The organism is Candidatus Spechtbacteria bacterium, assembly GCA_016188605.1.
Lineage (GTDB): Bacteria > Patescibacteriota > Minisyncoccia > Spechtbacterales > JACPHP01 > JACPHP01.
In genome coordinates, this window is sequence record JACPHP010000012.1 from 21,619 (window position 1) to 38,230 (window position 16,612).

Annotated in this window: 15 protein-coding genes; 7 read left to right on the forward strand and 8 right to left on the reverse strand. The window is 45.4% G+C overall.

The genetic code is table 11. The annotated features are described in order from the left end of the window. Nucleotides 1-89: 89 nt before the first annotated feature. Nucleotides 90-833 (reverse strand): transposase, encoded by a 744-nt coding sequence (locus HYV65_02365; GenBank protein MBI2463055.1) that lies wholly within the window; start codon nt 831-833, stop codon nt 90-92. Nucleotides 834-993: 160 nt separating this feature from the next. Continuing rightward, a complete protein-coding gene (locus HYV65_02370; protein MBI2463056.1) occupies nt 994-1,530 on the reverse strand; it encodes a hypothetical protein in 537 nt (178 codons plus the stop codon). A 244-nt stretch (nt 1,531-1,774) separates the two neighbouring features. On the opposite strand from HYV65_02370, the gene HYV65_02375 reads away from it, so the two are divergent. From HYV65_02375 to HYV65_02390, 4 genes are read left to right on the forward strand one after another with little or no spacing between them, the layout of a single operon-like run. After that, nucleotides 1,775-2,629 (forward strand): sugar nucleotide-binding protein, encoded by an 855-nt coding sequence (locus HYV65_02375; protein MBI2463057.1) that lies wholly within the window; start codon nt 1,775-1,777, stop codon nt 2,627-2,629. Nucleotide 2,630: 1 nt separating this feature from the next. After that, nucleotides 2,631-3,593 (forward strand): dTDP-glucose 4,6-dehydratase, encoded by a 963-nt coding sequence (rfbB, locus tag HYV65_02380; GenBank protein MBI2463058.1) that lies wholly within the window; start codon nt 2,631-2,633, stop codon nt 3,591-3,593. A gap of 45 nt (nt 3,594-3,638) precedes the next feature. Continuing rightward, nucleotides 3,639-4,361 carry an NTP transferase domain-containing protein gene (locus HYV65_02385; GenBank protein MBI2463059.1) on the forward strand — a complete coding sequence of 241 codons (723 nt, stop codon included), beginning with the start codon at nt 3,639-3,641 and terminating at the stop codon, nt 4,359-4,361. Beyond that, the gene (locus tag HYV65_02390; GenBank protein ID MBI2463060.1) at nt 4,362-5,327 is read left to right on the forward strand and encodes a glycosyltransferase family 2 protein; all 966 of its coding nucleotides are present in this window, start codon (nt 4,362-4,364) and stop codon (nt 5,325-5,327) included. On the opposite strand, the gene HYV65_02395 is transcribed toward HYV65_02390, so the two are convergent. The 3 genes from HYV65_02395 to clpB form a co-directional block, all read right to left on the reverse strand. Then, nucleotides 5,258-6,067 carry a trypsin-like peptidase domain-containing protein gene (locus tag HYV65_02395; protein ID MBI2463061.1) on the reverse strand — a complete coding sequence of 270 codons (810 nt, stop codon included), beginning with the start codon at nt 6,065-6,067 and terminating at the stop codon, nt 5,258-5,260. The two genes, HYV65_02390 and HYV65_02395, sit on opposite strands and share 70 nt — an antisense overlap. Nucleotides 6,068-6,155: 88 nt before the next feature. Then, a complete protein-coding gene (locus HYV65_02400; protein MBI2463062.1) occupies nt 6,156-6,644 on the reverse strand; it encodes a hypothetical protein in 489 nt (162 codons plus the stop codon). An 85-nt stretch (nt 6,645-6,729) separates the two neighbouring features. Further along, nucleotides 6,730-9,423 carry an ATP-dependent chaperone ClpB gene (gene clpB, locus HYV65_02405; GenBank protein ID MBI2463063.1) on the reverse strand — a complete coding sequence of 898 codons (2,694 nt, stop codon included), beginning with the start codon at nt 9,421-9,423 and terminating at the stop codon, nt 6,730-6,732. 328 nt (nt 9,424-9,751) lie between these two features. Between clpB and HYV65_02410 the strand changes: the two genes are divergently transcribed. Further along, nucleotides 9,752-11,563 carry an AAA family ATPase gene (locus HYV65_02410; GenBank protein ID MBI2463064.1) on the forward strand — a complete coding sequence of 604 codons (1,812 nt, stop codon included), beginning with the start codon at nt 9,752-9,754 and terminating at the stop codon, nt 11,561-11,563. 211 nt (nt 11,564-11,774) lie between these two features. Further along, complete coding sequence (locus HYV65_02415; protein MBI2463065.1) at nt 11,775-12,086, forward strand: hypothetical protein; 312 nt, start codon at nt 11,775-11,777, stop codon at nt 12,084-12,086. Nucleotides 12,087-12,127: 41 nt separating this feature from the next. On the opposite strand, the gene HYV65_02420 is transcribed toward HYV65_02415, so the two are convergent. The 3 genes from HYV65_02420 to HYV65_02430 form a co-directional block, all read right to left on the reverse strand. Next, the gene (locus HYV65_02420) at nt 12,128-13,225 is read right to left on the reverse strand and encodes a trypsin-like peptidase domain-containing protein (protein MBI2463066.1); all 1,098 of its coding nucleotides are present in this window, start codon (nt 13,223-13,225) and stop codon (nt 12,128-12,130) included. A 359-nt stretch (nt 13,226-13,584) separates the two neighbouring features. Beyond that, the gene (locus HYV65_02425) at nt 13,585-14,784 is read right to left on the reverse strand and encodes a cysteine desulfurase (protein MBI2463067.1); all 1,200 of its coding nucleotides are present in this window, start codon (nt 14,782-14,784) and stop codon (nt 13,585-13,587) included. A gap of 156 nt (nt 14,785-14,940) precedes the next feature. After that, on the reverse strand, nt 14,941-15,405 hold the full coding sequence (locus HYV65_02430; GenBank protein MBI2463068.1) for a hypothetical protein: 465 nt from the start codon (nt 15,403-15,405) through the stop codon (nt 14,941-14,943). A gap of 126 nt (nt 15,406-15,531) precedes the next feature. Between HYV65_02430 and HYV65_02435 the strand changes: the two genes are divergently transcribed. Further along, nucleotides 15,532-16,593, forward strand: a complete 1,062-nt coding sequence (locus tag HYV65_02435) for a methionine adenosyltransferase (protein ID MBI2463069.1) — start codon at nt 15,532-15,534, stop codon at nt 16,591-16,593. Nucleotides 16,594-16,612 lie beyond the last annotated feature (19 nt).

The window sequence follows — 16,612 nt, forward strand, 5'->3', positions numbered from 1 at the left end:
CCACACCTTCAAAGTCACAGTTAACAATATCATCTATCAACGAAGTACAACTACGATTCAGAGGATAGCCGGGATATCCTTTGAATCGATCATTCTGAAATTCTCGAATCAAACTGCGCGTTTTCCGCTTTAAATAGAACCCAATCATCAATCGCCTGCCTGCATTCTTTCTCGCCGCCGTATAGTTTTAAAAACGAATCGCGCTGTGTCACATCGGGAAATGTAGGATTACCAACATAATCATGATAGCTGGACCAGCGATAATGCCCCAGCCAATTTATAGCATTTTTTGCATTTTTGACTTTCAAATCTTTCCATTCCGGTTCTTTTAATTCCACGGGGTTTGTATGCACATAAACAAAAGTGGTGCGAAGCTGCCCCTCGTCTTTTATTTCAACTGCCTTGTACCGCCCCTGAAATAGAGGACCAACGCGATCGTATTGTTGATTAAAATACCTTACATAACCACACATCTTCTGCATAAACGAAGAAGTGCCACCCTCTTTTATCTCGCGAATGATAAAATGAAAATGATTCGGCATTAACGCAAAAGCAAGAAGATCGACTAGCCGCTCTCGTTTATCGATCAGCGTATCATCGCCCGCCAGAGGATAGCCGGGATATCCTCTGGACCCTATGACGGCCAAGGTTTTATCCCTTCTACTCCTTAAATTTGTCCAGATATCAGCTTTCGCGTTCTTGTCATTAAAAAAATACAACCCTAAAATAAACCGCGAATAATCTTGCGGCTTCATAAATATCTTGCGCTTTTCTACTCCACGATTTATAACGTGATAAATAGCGCCAATTTGCATGGGTATACGCGCTGGCATATTTTTATTACATAGACATTGACCGTATTCCTAATCCTAACACAACGTAGATTCGCTACTAGGGAGTCCCGGCTTCCCTAGCGAATCTAATGAACCTCCGACCAAATGAAAAGACCCCGCAATTGCGAGGCCTTTACCGTTGCCAACTAGCTAGTGGTTTCTAGGGGTTTATGGGAAAATCGACCGTCAGGTCTATCCGCCATATAATGGACCTACTGCGACGCTTAACGTAGACCCTCTCAATCATCCCCCTCTCCTCCAACAGGTCAAGAATATGATAAAACTTCATAGTCTCGATGCCGGCCGCGCGCCGCACGTCAACAAAGCGCGCATTGTGAACAAAGTAGCCGTTGCCAACCTCAGACCTTTGCTTATAGGTCAAAAGAGCCCGGCTAACCCTGTCCACATCATCGTCTTCGTGCGCAACGGCAACTGGCTTGTAAGGCGCCACGACCCTTAACCTGAGAATGGCTCCGCCTACGCCAAAATCGTACTCTATTTCTACGAGACCACTAATCTTAAACTCTTTGATGTAGGCCAGGACGCTGGGCCTACTCATGCGAAAAGTTCGCATGACAACATTGACGGGATCCTCCACGACCATCCCATGATTCAGCCGATCTCCCTGCTGAAAAAGACGACCTTTCTCCACCAGCAGATCAAATACCTCTTGCCTGTGATTATTCCCGCGCGACATCGAGACTCCTCCTTATCATACGATACGTTTCGATACGCTTTGCGGCACTCACGCGACTACACAGTTTTGAGAATATATCAAACAATTACTAATTAGTCAATATGTACCACGACTTGCAAACGTGGTTAAAATAAAGGGCATTTAATCTTTTGGGGGTTAATTCCCCGCGGCTGCCGCGGTTCCTTATTCGCAGTTAGCAGTGATACCCCACTGCTTGCGGCGGGGTAATTCATTAATTTTCAATATGTCGGTAAAAAATAGAAACAAAGAATTAGCCCGTTTTTTAGTTTTTGGCGCGGGATGGCTGGGTAAAAAACTAGCTGACTACCTGCCAAACGCCGCATTGGAAAGCAAAAGGATTCTCAAAGGCACAGACGTTGAGTCGGCGATTGATAAATATAAACCGCAATGGATTATTAATGCCATCGGCGCCACAGGCAAGCCCAATGTTGACTGGTGTGAAGACCACAAGCCGGAAACTTACTTTGCTAATATCCACGTTCCATATCTTCTAGCCGAAGCTAGCCAAAATAAAAAAATAAAGATGCTTCATCTCTCCAGCGGCTGTATTTATCAAGGAGATAACAGAGGCCGAGGTTTTGATGAAAACGATCTGCCAAATTTTGACGGCTCATATTACTCGCATACCAAGGCAGTGGCCGAAAGACTTTTAAGCGCCTACGGCCACATTCTCACCTGCCGCTTAAGAATGCCCCTAGATAAAGCTCCGGACGAGCGCAACCTGCTATCCAAACTCCTAAAGTACGACAGAATAATCGTTACGCCAAACTCAATAACTGTCGTGGATGATCTGCTGGCAGTTGCAAAAAAACTAATGATGAAAAATCAACACGGAGTTTTTAACTGTGTTAATCCCGGCGCTATCACTCACAAACAACTGCTGAAAATCTACGAAGAAGAATCTGGAAAAAAGTTAAGCAAAAAATATATTAAAGCTAAAGATTTAATAGTAAAAGCTCCACGCTCCAACTGCGTCATAAACACCAAAAAGCTGGAGGCGCTTGGCATTGCCCTGCCACCCGCGCTAGCAAGCGCCAGAAAGGCCATCAAAAACTTTGTCCGAGAGGAAATAAAATAATATGAAACTTCTAATCACCGGCGGCGCTGGTTTCATCGGCTCAAACTTCATACATTATTGGCATGAGAAATATCCTGCCGATAGCATTGTGAACATAGATAAGCTTACATACGCTGGTAATCTTAATAATTTAAAAGGGGTCGCTGAAGAAAAAAACTATCGCTTCGTCCGAAGTGACATTTGCGACCAAAATGAAACGCTTGATAAAGCTATAAAAAATTGTGATGTCATCGTGCATTTTGCCGCCGAGACACATGTTGACCGCTCTCTTAACTCCGCGGATGAATTTTTAAGAACAAATATTTTCGGCACATACAATCTTCTTTGCTACGCTAAAAAATATAACAAAAGATTCCATCACATCTCTACTGATGAAGTCTTTGGCTCGCTGGACTTAGAAAGTAAAGAAAAGTTTAACGAACAAACGCCTTACAGTCCTCGCAATCCATACTCCGCATCCAAAGCATCTTCGGATCATATAGTTCAATCTTTTTTTCACACTCACCAGCTACCCATAACGATCAGCAACTGCTCTAACAATTTCGGACCCTACCAAAACAGTGAAAAATTCATTCCCAAAGCAATCACCAATTTAATCAATGGCCAGAAAGTGCCTGTTTATGGTAGGGGTGTTAATGTCCGCGACTGGCTTCATGTAGAAGACCATTGCCGCGCCATTGACTTAATTATTCAAAAAGGAAGAATCGGCGAGACTTACTGCGTAGGCGGGCTGACGGAAGATATTAGCAACATTGATGTGATAAAAATTGTTTTAGAAGAAATGAATCTTAAAGATGACATGATAGAATTTGTAACAGACAGGCCGGGCCATGACTTGAAATATGCAGTTGATTGGACTAAAATTAACCGCGAACTGGGCTATCAACCGACATTTGATTTCTCCACTCATTTAAAAACTACCATACAATGGTACTTAAATAACCAGTGGTGGTGGCAGAATTAAAAGCGTTATGAAAATCAAGCTTTCACGACAATAACACTTAAAACTATGAAAGGCATAATTTTAGCAGGAGGATTTGGCACTCGGCTTTTGCCGATGACCAAAGTAACAAACAAGCACCTTCTTCCGGTTTATGACCGGCCCATGGTGTATTATCCAATCGGCACACTCATAAATGCCGGAATTAAAAATATTATGATTATCACCGGCAACGAAAATGCCGGCAGTTTCATGAACCTTCTAGGAAACGGTAAAGAGTTTGGCGCGGACTTTACCTATCGCCTGCAATCTGGAGCAGGAGGCATTGCGGATGCCCTAAACCTTTGCCGTGATTTTGCGGATGAAGAGCCGGTGGCGGTAATTTTGGGCGACAATATTTTTGAAGATAATTTTAAAAAAGTAGCGGCAAAATATGGCGGCCGAGGCGCTAAAATCTTCCTTAAAAAAGTTTCTGATCCGCATCGCTTCGGAGTAGCCACTGTGAAAGGTGAAAAAATCTCCAAAATTATAGAAAAACCATCCAATCCTGAAACTGATCTTGCGGTGACAGGTTTGTATTTTTATGATAAGCAGGTTTGGAAAGTAATAAAAAACCTCAAGCCATCTGCCCGAGGAGAACTAGAAATTACTGATGTTAATAATTGGTACGTGAGACAAGGCCAAATGAAATTTGAGATGGTGAATGGTTTCTGGTCTGATGCGGGCACCGTGGAGAGCCTAAACCGCGCAAGCGATCACATCAGAACGCAAAAACTAAAAAAAATTCTATAAATGCTATCAATCATAATCACCCACTATCGCACTCCCAATGTACTCAAGCTCTCGCTTGAGTATTTTCAACGTGCTTGCGCGCAATTGGAGCCGGGTGAAAATTCAGAGATTATCGTCGCCGACAGCGGCACGGAGTCAAGCACGCGCGACATGATGGCAGGGTTTTGCTCTTCGCTAGTTATCGGCGAAGAGCACCTTGAGCGAAGTGAGGTGACTCGTGGTGAACTTAATAGAACCAAGTCGAAGGGCAACTCTATCCTATATTTGCCGGAAGAAAAAAATGTCGGCTACGCAAAAGCCGTCAATCGAGGCATTAGCATTGCCAGGGGTAATTTTATTTTTGTCGCTAATGCAGACTTAATTGCGTCAGACGCCACAATATTTAAAACTCTTCTTGCGTACATGCGAGAGAATCCGGACGTTGGCATAGTCGCCCCGCGACTGCTAAACTTTAATGGAACGGTTCAACACTCTGCATTCCGCTATTACACACTGGCCACAATCATCGCCCGCCGCACGTTTCTTGGTAAAACTTCTTGGGGCAAAAAACTTCTCAAAGACTTTGCGCTTGAAGATATTATGGCTCACATAGCGAAACCAATTCCAGTTGATTGGCTAATGGGCTCGGCGCTGCTTATTCGCAAATCGGCTCTAGATAAAGTCGGTCTGCTTGATGAAACTTTCTTTATGTATATGGAAGATGTGGATTGGTGCCGCAGATTCTGGGACAACGGCTACAAAGTTATTTACAATCCCGAAGCTTCCGCGCATCATTATCATTTCCAAGCAAGCAAAAAAACAGGCGGCTTGCTAGATCTTCTGCTCAATCCGTACACGCGCATGCACGCGCGCAGCGCCTTTGTGTATTTTAAAAAATACGGCTTAAGCGCGCCAAATCACCGTCCGCCCGTTGACGAAGCTGATGCTCGTCTCGTTAGAGAAATCGCCTCTAATGAGACGCGTTGAGCGAGTGTTTTCCGCAGAAAAGATTCAATATCTTTAGACGAGACTAAGTTAGTCTCGTTTTCATTTGCAAAACGTCCAATTCCCAAAACTTTGTTATCAAGAGAAAAAACCGCGGATCCATCGTACCCCCGCAAAAGCAACCGAATTGAAGTGTCGTATTTTTGCGCGTCTGGGCCAATAGTCGTTATCATTCCTCCTTCAACATGCTGAACATTTTCTTGCGGCATACTCAACGCAAATACGCGCTTACCCAAGACTATATCTTTTTCATCAACAAATGCCGCGGGTGAAAGATGCAAGTCAACGGCACGAAAAATAGCTAGTCCAGTTTTAATATCAATTCCCCGAAGATCCGCATTAAACCAATCGCGCGCGCCGCGTACAAGATAATTTTTTGATTCTTGTTTTACTACCGTGCTTGGCACTATAACCATACCATCATTAGTGAGCACGAGACCGCTTGCATACGCAACTTGTTTGCCGCTTGCATCAAGTGCTTGTACCGCAATTATGCTCTGCTTGCTTCGCGCAATCGCTTGTTCTAACGCGGAGTTTTCCTCTATGATAATTTTTTCTGTTCGTTCAATAATAGTAGTCTCGGTTCCCATTTTTTGCAGCAACGGAATTTTTTGTACCAAGCCATGACGCTGTAGATAAGGCAAGGCTGCTTCAATGAACAGAACGCCGCCGATGCCGCCGACGACTACAGTGAAGGTTAGTTTTGAGAGAAAATGTACCATTAAAAATGAATACGTAATACATGGCGAGGAGGGGCGCACTACGCCTAGCCAACGTCCCGTATTCTGCATTCTTGATTCTGTATTCTAGTTATTTCGGCAGCCAAGGCGTAGTCGCAAGAATAAACGCGCTGGCGCATGCAACCATACTTGCCTCTCTTACAAACACCCGCATCGTAAGCTTCCTTGAGTACCGAAGCTTAAGTGTACGCCAAAAAAGAAAAAACGCAAGCATAAGTAGCGTTGCCTGCGTGACGTAGCTAAATGGAACAAATAGTAATCCTAGAGCAAATTCTCCCGTTATAAATCCCGTACCAATAACGTAAACAAAAAATCGCGCGCCTGTCATCTGCCAGTCGGCAAGCGCTTCAGGAGCTCTTTCTTGTAACGTATATTTAAGAATCCGTACCAACCACATCATACCTAGGGTGGAAGCGACGCTAACACCAACAATTACGCCAAGTGATGATTGCTGCGCGTACCATATTTTTCCAAAAAGAAAAACGTAAATCGCCCACAATAATAATAGGGCTGGATAATCATTACGAAAAAAAATCCTGCTTAAAAAGCGTAGATGCATTTAGCACTTAAACTTAGTTTTGAGTATTCTGCGTCTTTCCGCGTGAAGTCCGCGTTGTTCTGCGAGTGCCGTTTAACGGCACTATTCACTGCAATTCCACGCTTATGCTATCATCTTTCGCTTTAACAATCACAGTGCCTCCAGTCACTCCCCTTTTCATAATTTCTTTAGCGAGCGGGTCAAGAATTACTTGCTGAATCAATCGTTTGAGAGGACGCGCCCCATAAGTTGGATCATACCCACGACTGGCAAGAACGCGCTTGGCGTGCTCATCAATACGAAGCGTCAAATCGCTACGGCCAAGTCGATCGCGCAAATGCTCAATTTGAATATCAACGATTTTCACCAACATCGCTGGTGTTAGTGGATGGAAAATAATAATCTCATCCAGCCGATTCAAAAATTCCGGCTTAAAAAATGTGCGAAGCTCCTCAAGAATTTTTTCTCGCATCGCTTGTTCTTCCGAGGAAATCCCTCCGTTTTCTTTTTCGCTTGCCTCAAACGTAAAACCGAGCGGAGAAAACGAGCGTAAATATTCGCCTCCAATATTTGAGGTCATAATAATTATCGTATTTTTGAAACTCACCACTCTTCCTTTAGTGTCGGTTAGGCGGCCATCATCCAAAATTTGCAACAGCATATTGAACACCTCGGGGTGCGCTTTCTCAATTTCATCAAAAAGCACCACGCTGTATGGGCGACGGCGTATTTTTTCCGTTAATTGGCCTCCCTCCTCATACCCCACATATCCCGGAGGTGAGCCAACCATGCGCGATACGGTGTGACGCTCCATGTATTCTGACATATCAAGCCGCACGATCGCGTTTTCATCGTCAAACATAAACTCCGCGAGGGCTCTGGCAAGTTCGGTTTTTCCAACACCTGTAGGGCCAAGAAACAAGAAAGATCCGATAGGACGATTCGGCTCGCTGACACCAGCGCGATTTCTGCGCACCGCGTTTGCGACAGCATCCACCGCTTCATCCTGCCCCACTACGCGTTTGCGCAAATTATCTTCCATCTGCAACATGCGCTCGCGCTCCTCCTGCAGCATGCGCGACACAGGCACGCCCGTCCAACGCGACACAATGTACGCGATACTTTCATCATTCACCTCCTCGTTTAAAATGCCGCGATCTTTTTGCAAACGAATAAGTTCTTTTTCCGCGGATTTCATATTTTTTTCCTTTTGCGGAATTGCGCCGTAGCGAATTTCCGCGACTTTTTGCAAGTCGCCGACACGCTCGGCAATATCTGCCTGCTGGCGCGACTCATCTATTTCTTTCTTTAGAGCGCGTAGACGAGAGATTACATCCTTTTCATTTTTCCATTGCTGCTCCAGCGCGTGCATCTGTTCTTTCTGGTCCGCCAATAATTTTTTAGTATCTTTTAATTGCGCTTTTGATTTTTTATCTTTTTCTTTTTTAAGCGCCTCAACTTCAATCTCCATGCGCATCACTTCGCGATGAAGCTTATCAAGCTCCTCCGGCTCTGACTCGATATTCAAACGCAGCGCGGATGCCGCCTCGTCAATGAGATCCACGGCTTTATCAGGCAAAAATCTTCCCTGCACATAGCGATGCGAAAGTTCCGCCGCCGCAACAATTGCGGAGTCGGCGATGCGCACGCCGTGATGCACTTCGTATTTTTCTTTAATACCGCGCAAAATTGCAATCGTGTCCTCCACGGTCGGCTCATTTACCATCACTGGTTGAAAGCGCCGCTCAAATGCTGGGTCTTTTTCAATGTGCTGCTGATACTCGCGAAGTGTGGTTGCGCCGATCGCATGCAGCTCCCCACGCGCAAGCGCTGGCTTTAACAAATTAGACGCATCGATCGCGCCCTCAGCAGCGCCCGCGCCTACCATTGTATGAAGCTCATCAATAAAAAGAATAAAACGGCCAGCGCTGCGCTCAACTTCGCGCATTACCGCCTTCATTCGCTCTTCAAATTCTCCGCGAAATTTAGTGCCTGCAATTAACGCGCCAATATCAAGCGCGACAATTTCTCTATCACGCAAACTTTCTGGCACGTCACCCGCGGCAATGCGCTGCGCCAGACCTTCCACGATTGCGGTTTTTCCCACACCAGCTTCACCTATTAACACCGGATTATTTTTTGTCCTGCGCGAAAGAACCTGCATAATGCGGCGGATTTCATCATCACGCCCAATCACAGGATCTAGTTTCTCTTCGCGCGCGAGCTTGGTGAGATTGCGTGTATATTTTTCAAGCGCTTGAAATTTGCTTTCCGGCTCCGGATCAGTAATGCGCATAGAGCCGCGCAATTCCGCTAAAATTTTAAGCACCGTCTGGTAATCTGGCTTGTGCGCTTTCGCATTGCCTAAAACAGAACTTTGCAAAAAACTAACTTGCTGAATCATTTTTTGCGCCCTACTCGGCGTATCAACCATCGCAAGGAAAATATGCTCAACACTGACGAATTCATCGGAAAAATTTTTCGCTTCCTGCTGCGCGCGCATTAATATTTTCCCTAATTCCGGCGCAACTAACACCTGGCCAAATGGAGGCGCTCCCATAGGCGCGCCCGGACCGGCAGCAAAAATACGTGGCATTTTTTCAAGTTCCACCTCTATGCTGTGCGTTAAAGCAACGGTGTCAATACCCAGCCGATCCAAAATAGAATGAATAATACTCTCTTCTTGCATTAGCAAAGTAAAAAGCACGTGCAAATCACCCACCTGCTGATGGCTTCTTTCTTGAGCAAACTCATGCGCTTTTTGCAAAGCAAGTTGCGCTTTTTGAGTAAAATTATTCATCCCGTTAAGATAGGTTGCGTTTCCATGCGCGCATGAAAACGCAACCGTAGATATCGCGCGTAAAATTATTATTCAATACACACCTAGATTTCCCCCGCAGAGTTAAAAAAATATCTGCTGTCTCTGGCGGGATTCATCTCTTATATTATAAGCAATTAGTACTATCTTGGGTAATTTTAATAATATACTATGCAATTAGCACTCAAAGGTCAAGAGTGCTAATTGCATAGTATATTTAATCCGCTCATCTGATTGACAGTGTCTTTCTTTCTGATAAGCTAGCGGTAGAGTTTTTTAAAAATTATTTTAAGAAAGATGGGGGTGGAAAATGCCTATAGAGATTTGCCCGCATTGCAAGAAAGAACTAGAGTTTAAGTATGGGAAAAACGTCCCTTGCAAAAATTGCAAGAGATTAGTCGATGTATTCGACGACGAACATCCGTTAGACAACGCACGCCAGCTAGACAGAAAATCGACCAGCAGCGGCTACAGCGCAACTTATCTTAATGAAAATGTATCGCGACGAACTGAATTGCATGAGGGGCACGCTGGGAGCAGTATACCCTCAAATGGCGTTACTTACCGGCAGATCGGAGGGCTTGATGAGGTTATCGCCGAACTTGATCTCATTGTAAATGGGGCACAAAAATATCCCGAGCTCTGGCAGCGTCTGGGCAGAAAGAAAACGCGCGGCGTGTTGCTTTACGGGCCGCCCGGCTGCGGTAAAACGCTTATAGCGCAAGCCCTTGCGCACGAGGCTCGGAGGAAAGTATGTCTCATACAAGGATCGGAAATTAAAGGATGGCGACAAGGGGCTGGGGAGGGCAATCTCACCAGCGCCTACGAATCAGTCAGACCCAATGGAATTTTGATTATTGATGAAATTGACGCTATTGGCGGCAAAAGAGACCACATGGTCAATGAAGTCAATGCGAGTATCGTGGGAACACTCTGCTCTATTCTTGATGGCGCAAAAAACAAAGACGACGTTATAATAGTCGCGACCACCAATAAACTGCACATGCTTGATGATGCTCTGCGGCGTCCGGGAAGATTTGATGTCGAAATACAAATTTCTCCACCTAACGCGAAAGGACGCGTCGAAATTTTCAGGATTCATACAAAAAATATGCCGCTTGCCGAAGGCGTTGATCTTGACGAAATAGCCAATAAAGCCCATGGATTTACTGGCGCTGATATCGCCCACGTCTCTTCACGCATCAGCCAACGGCTTTTGAAAGAAGCTGTAACGCAACTTAAACAAGGCGTGAGCCCAACAGAAATCGCCAATAACCTTCTTGTCACTCAAACTGAATTGGAGGAAGTGACCGCCCAAATCACTCCTTCGCTACTGAGAGAAAATTATATGGAAATTGCCAAGGTAACTTGGGAAGACATCGGCGGACTAGAAAAATTAAAAGATGAACTCCGACATTGCGTTGTCTGGCCGACTCGTTATGCACGGGAGATGCAAACCCTTAAATTGCGCCAACCCAAGGGCATACTCCTTTACGGGCCGCCCGGCTGCGGTAAAACGCTTATAGCCCGCGCGATGGCTAGAGAAAGTGAAGTCAATTTTCTTGTAGTAAATGGCCCGGCGCTACTTTCCATGTGGGTGGGAAGCACCGAGGAAGCGATTCGCGATATTTTCGGAAAAGCGCGTCTCGCACAGCCGTGCATCATTTTTTTTGATGAAATTGAATCTATCGCTCCGGTGCGAGGTCGAACGTCAGAAAATGACGTGCTTGACAGGGCCGTAGGCCAACTTCTTACTGAAATTGATGGAGTGCAAGCGGTGCAAAATGTTTTCGTGATGGCCGCAACTAATCGGCCAGACCTCGTTGACCCCGCACTTTTGCGGCCTGGCAGGCTCGACTTACAGTTTGAAGTGCCGCTGCCAGATTCTGCTGCACGAGAGAAAATTTTTAAAATCCACCTTGAAGGCACTCCTATGCTAGATATTGATTTCGCTGAACTTGCAATGATAACCGACGGCTTTAGCGGCGCACAAATTGAATGGATGTGCGCCGTTGCCAAACAAGAAACGCTTGAACGGCACATTTTATCCGGATGCGAATTGATAGTTTTGCATGATGACTTGCTAAACGCTTGCGCTCAAGTCGCGCAAAGAAAATATTAGAAACGCAAAAATCCCACAACTAAGTTGTGGGATTTTCTTATACCATCCCCAATTAAACTATTTCAACAAGGGCGAGCATCGTGGTATCTGCGTATCTGCCCACTGAAGCAGATACGCAAGCATCAGGACGGATAGCATACATAAATTTGACAAAATTAGAATATAACCTATACTAAAACTTAGTAAATTTTATATGCTATAAGGAGGCAAAATGAATCCCAGGGACGCCGCCGATTTAGACCAAAGAGAATTAATCGATTCCTACAAATCTCTAGCAAAATGGACGGTGGGGATGGGTGTGTTATTTTTTTTCTTTGATTTAATTTGGCACAGCAAAAACCCCATAAATATCAACGAAGCTGGATTTGATGTTCTTTGGTTGGTAGTGTCTGGCGTTTTATTCAAAAAATTTAACTGGTTTCCGTTTCGCTATTTTACTTTTACGCAAATCATTTTGTGGGCAATTGCGACAATAACGATTAGAGGACTGCTGTTTAATTTTTTTGTACCCGGGGCGGCATAACCAAAAAGCCATTCCACCTTAATGGAATGGCTTTTTACGTTTTACGGCCGCTCTGCTAGGATTGCCTGCACTGTTTTTTCTTCGCCGCGATGAAGAATTTTTATTATGATTGTTTCGCCCACATTATGCTTGGCAATAAGGTCGGGAAGACTATTTTCTACGGTAATTTTTTTACCGCTAATTTCTAAAATAATGTCATTTTCAACGATTCCCGCCCTATCTGCCGGCGAGCCGGGCATGACGGCAAGTTCACCCGCCTGCTGGCCGCGCACAACGAGCGCGCCGTAATCAATAGAAAGATTATTTGCCTTTTGTATTGAGTCGTTAATAGTCATAGTGCGCACACCCAAAAATGGATAGCTTATTTTGCCCTTTTCCCGCACATCCCGAATGTCCTTCTTGGCTCTGTTGATGGGAATTGCAAAGCCAATATTTTGCGCGCCCTCAGCCATCGCGACGTTAACTCCGATCACCTCTCCCGCCAAGTTCAACAGCGGACCGCCGGAATTGCCCGGATTAATCGCCGCGTCAGTTTGAATTAATTCGCGCAAACGCTCTGATTCCACCCCCTTGCCATTTGCCGTCACGGAACGACGCAAGCCAGACACAACGCCAAGCGATGTCGTATTGTCAAACTCCCCGAGCGCGTTTCCAATTGCAATGACTGTCTGGCCCTGCGCCAATGCGTCGGAGTCCCCCAACTCAAGAGGCAAAAGGCTAATGCCTGTTACGCGCAAAAGCGCGAGATCTTCAAACGGATCGCGGGCTACAACCTTTGCTTCATGCTTTTCCCCGTCAGTAGTAACAACCGTATAATCTGCCTCATCGTCTGACACCACATGCTTATTAGTAAGCACCAGTCCGTCTTTCGATACAACAAAGCCAGTTCCCGCAGAAACTTGTTTTTGTGTTTTTTGCTGATTTTGAGGAGTTTGCGGCGTCAGTTGAGGGAAAAATTGCTGGAAAAAGGGATCATTAAAAAATGGTGAATAAACCACTGGCACGTCTTTTGTCGCCACCACACTCACCACGGAAGGAGATGCTTTTTTTACAACGGCTATAATTTTGTCTTCTTGAGAAGTTTGGGGCTGATATATGACCTGTGGGCCGTCCTGACTATTTTGGCCCTGCGTAATCATTTCCTGCTGCATAGGACGACGTTCAATCTCTCCGAAATATGTTTTTACAAATTGCGGCGGATAATAAAGCACGACAATTGCGCCGCCAAATCCCGCGGCAAAAGAAATTAGAATGATGACAAAAATTTTCCCAATGAAAAATGTTGGATGATGGCGATCTGCTTTGTAGGGAGAAAATGGAGAAAGCATGGTGATAAAATAATTAAAGTCCAAATTACAAATGACAAATCAAATCCAAAACTCAAATGTCAAAAGACTATAAGATAGAACACTATAATAGTTATTTTAATTTTTAAATTTTGACATTGCTTTGACATTTGTAATTTGTAATTTGACATTTTTATAACAAACAAAATATTTTATTTTACTATTCTACCTAATACAACAAGCGCATAGTCTATATCCTCCCGCGTCGTCTGCCTTCCAAATGAAAAACGAAGGGATTTCTTAGCGTCATCATCGGAGATTCCCATAGCATGAATTACATGTGACGGCTCCACTGCTTTTGCTGTGCAAGCCGATCCGGCTGAAACACACACTCCTTCTTGGTCAAAAACAATTAACGGGGAATCTGCAGCTATGCCGGCAAGGCGAATATTTACATTATTTGGCAAGCGCTTATCGCGCGAACCTTGTAAAATAATTTTTCCCGCAAAACGCTTTTCCATTTCACTAATCATATAGTATCGTAACTCCGCCAGCCGAGCAACTTCCTCTTTTTGCACAAGCGCTACTTTCTTTATCGCTGCGGCAAAGCCCACTATAGCCGGAACGTTTTCCGTGCTGGCGCGACGACCATATTCTTGCCCGCCTCCGCTCATCAGCGACGTAAATGGCGCATCTTTCCGCGCATACAAAGCACCAACCCCTTTTGGCCCATAAATTTTGTGGCCAGATAAACTCATGAAATCAACGCCGAGATTATCTACGTTGCAATCAAGATAATTTAGTGCTTGCACCGCATCGGTATGAAAATAGGGTATTTGATATCTTCCGCCAGCAGCGGAAGTGTTCGATATTTGGCGCTTCTTTCCTTTAAGGATTTTACCAATTTCTGCAATCGGTTCAATAGTGCCAACCTCGTTGTTAGCATACATAATGGAAACCAATACCGTATTGTCTTTTACGGCATCCGCAACGGCATCTACCGATACTAACCCGTACGAATCAACGGGGATATATGTTACATCAACAACGCCTTCTTTCTCCAGCTCCTTCAACGGTTGCAGAATTGCCTTGTGTTCAATTGTCGAAGTAATAATGTGCGGCGTAAAATTTGGCAGATCATCGCGCATCGCTTTTACAACGCCGCGAATGACAGTGTTATCAGCTTCTGTAGCGGAGCCGGTAAAAATAATTTCTCGCCATTGCGCGCCGACATGACGCGCCACTACTTCTCTCGCGATATCTATCGCAATTTGCGCATGCTGCCCCAATGAATGCAAGGAAGATGGATTGCCAAATTCCCCACTAAAATACGGAATCATTGCTTTCTCCACGTCGGGATCCATCGGCGTTGTCGCGGCGTAATCAAGATAAATTGTTCGTTTATTTTGCATACTTTATGTGATCTTTTTAACACTTTTTTGGCAAGTTGGGAATAACTGAGTTTAGCGAATAACTAGGGATGTCGGGTAGCCCTATAGTTAGTAGACTAAACAAATACAAAAGCCCCTCATCCTGCAATTGCGGAATGAGGGGCTAAAAGTGTTCGATCATGCGGTCCCCTCTCTGTCTGCCATCCTCTGGCAGACGACCTCTGGCGAGGGCATACCCCTCTGCCAGAACTTGTCTTCGTGCCATAGGCTGACTACGGCACGAAGGAAACTCTCGCCATAGACCGTGCCGATGAATTCGGCAAGAGCCCAGGCGAGCTCTTGGAAGAGGAGCTGAATTCTTTCTCCAGCAACCTCTTTCCTGAAAGCCCGGGCGAGATCGGCTCGCCCAAGCCTCACGGCGATCCGCGGATTCGCCCCACCCCAGAAGTCGAGCGAAACCGCCGCCCAATCCACCGCCGCGTCCCTTAAAGACGAGGCGAATAGACCGATGACCCTGCGCTGTTCGCCGTCAGCGCCGTTAGACAGGATCTCCTCAGCGGCCGCAATTGCCTCGGCCGCCTCCGTGCCGTCGAATATTGCTTCGACGGCACGGACGATTTCTTGCCCGTTCAACAATTCCATCTTCTTCCTCCTTTTCCTTCCTCCTTCTTCCTCACGCACTCTATACGATACTTATTATATTACCACAAATTATAAAATTATGCAAGCACCTTTACATTAACCAATTTAATTACTATAATTTTCCTCATGCGCATATATCACAACCAAACCATAGAAAGTATTACGGAGGGCCATCCAGATAAAATTTGCGATCAAATTTCCGATGCAATTTTGGATGCGTATTTAGCACAAGACCCCGCAAGCCGCGTCGCGATAGAAACATTCGGCGCGCATGGCACTCTCACTATCGGCGGAGAGATTACTTCTCAGGGCGAAGTTAACGCCGAGACAATTGCCCGATCGGTCTATAAGAAAATCGGCTACGATGACGAACTTGCAATTACCCAGCATGTCGTTCGCCAATCCCCCGACATCGCGCGCGGTGTTGATACCGGCGGCGCCGGCGATCAAGGCATTATGTACGGCTACGCTTGCGATGAAACGCCTGAATTTCTTCCACGCACCTATTCGCTCGTACGCCGTATCACCGCGGAGCTTACGCGGCTTCGCAAGGAAGACCCCAGTATGTCGTGGCTTCGCCCAGACGGCAAAGCGCAAATTACTATGCTCGGCGACAAAATCCAAACGATTGTTGTTTCTATGCATCACGCGAAAGAAATATCGCAAGAAGAAATCCGCGACGCGATAACCAAAAAAATTCTTAAACCCATACTCGGCTCGATTGATGGCATAGACATTTTTATCAACCCGGCCGGACCTTTCACTATCGGCGGATTTGCGGCAGACACCGGTCTTACAGGCAGAAAAATTGCCGTTGATTCATATGGCGGACTCGTGCCTATGGGCGGAGGATGCTTTTCCGGAAAAGATCCGACTAAAGTTGATCGCTCCGGCGCGTATATGGCACGATTTGTCGCAAAGAATCTTGTTGCAAGCGGCTTGACTAAAGAGTGCTTAGTTGGCGTAGCTTATGCGATAGGTAAAGCCGATCCGGTAATGCTTTTTGTAGAATCTTTTGACAACAAGGGGGAAGATCTTACGGAAATAACGCGAAAAAACTTCGATTTCAGACCTAATGCGATTATTGAACGCCTTCAGTTGCGCCAACCGATCTACCAAGCTACCGCGCGAAACGGACATTTCGGCGATACTAAATTCCCGTGGGAGAAAATTGTGTCTATCGCATAGCATTGAATAAAGAAAAAAT

What these genes read in the sequence shown, in the direction of transcription:
- HYV65_02365 (MBI2463055.1), bottom strand. Translation starts at nt 833, where the DNA reads ATGCCAGCGCGTATACCCATGCAAATTGGCGCTATTTATCACGTTATA.
- HYV65_02395 (MBI2463061.1), bottom strand. Translation starts at nt 6,067, where the DNA reads ATGGTACATTTTCTCTCAAAACTAACCTTCACTGTAGTCGTCGGCGGC.
- HYV65_02410 (MBI2463064.1), top strand. Translation starts at nt 9,752, where the DNA reads ATGCCTATAGAGATTTGCCCGCATTGCAAGAAAGAACTAGAGTTTAAG.
- HYV65_02435 (MBI2463069.1), top strand. Translation starts at nt 15,532, where the DNA reads ATGCGCATATATCACAACCAAACCATAGAAAGTATTACGGAGGGCCAT.
- rfbB (MBI2463058.1), top strand. Translation starts at nt 2,631, where the DNA reads ATGAAACTTCTAATCACCGGCGGCGCTGGTTTCATCGGCTCAAACTTC.
- HYV65_02390 (MBI2463060.1), top strand. Translation starts at nt 4,362, where the DNA reads ATGCTATCAATCATAATCACCCACTATCGCACTCCCAATGTACTCAAG.
- HYV65_02430 (MBI2463068.1), bottom strand. Translation starts at nt 15,405, where the DNA reads ATGGAATTGTTGAACGGGCAAGAAATCGTCCGTGCCGTCGAAGCAATA.
- HYV65_02400 (MBI2463062.1), bottom strand. Translation starts at nt 6,644, where the DNA reads ATGCATCTACGCTTTTTAAGCAGGATTTTTTTTCGTAATGATTATCCA.
- clpB (MBI2463063.1), bottom strand. Translation starts at nt 9,423, where the DNA reads ATGAATAATTTTACTCAAAAAGCGCAACTTGCTTTGCAAAAAGCGCAT.
- HYV65_02370 (MBI2463056.1), bottom strand. Translation starts at nt 1,530, where the DNA reads ATGTCGCGCGGGAATAATCACAGGCAAGAGGTATTTGATCTGCTGGTG.
- HYV65_02420 (MBI2463066.1), bottom strand. Translation starts at nt 13,225, where the DNA reads ATGATTACGCAGGGCCAAAATAGTCAGGACGGCCCACAGGTCATATAT.
- HYV65_02385 (MBI2463059.1), top strand. Translation starts at nt 3,639, where the DNA reads ATGAAAGGCATAATTTTAGCAGGAGGATTTGGCACTCGGCTTTTGCCG.
- HYV65_02425 (MBI2463067.1), bottom strand. Translation starts at nt 14,784, where the DNA reads ATGCAAAATAAACGAACAATTTATCTTGATTACGCCGCGACAACGCCG.
- HYV65_02415 (MBI2463065.1), top strand. Translation starts at nt 11,775, where the DNA reads ATGAATCCCAGGGACGCCGCCGATTTAGACCAAAGAGAATTAATCGAT.
- HYV65_02375 (MBI2463057.1), top strand. Translation starts at nt 1,775, where the DNA reads ATGTCGGTAAAAAATAGAAACAAAGAATTAGCCCGTTTTTTAGTTTTT.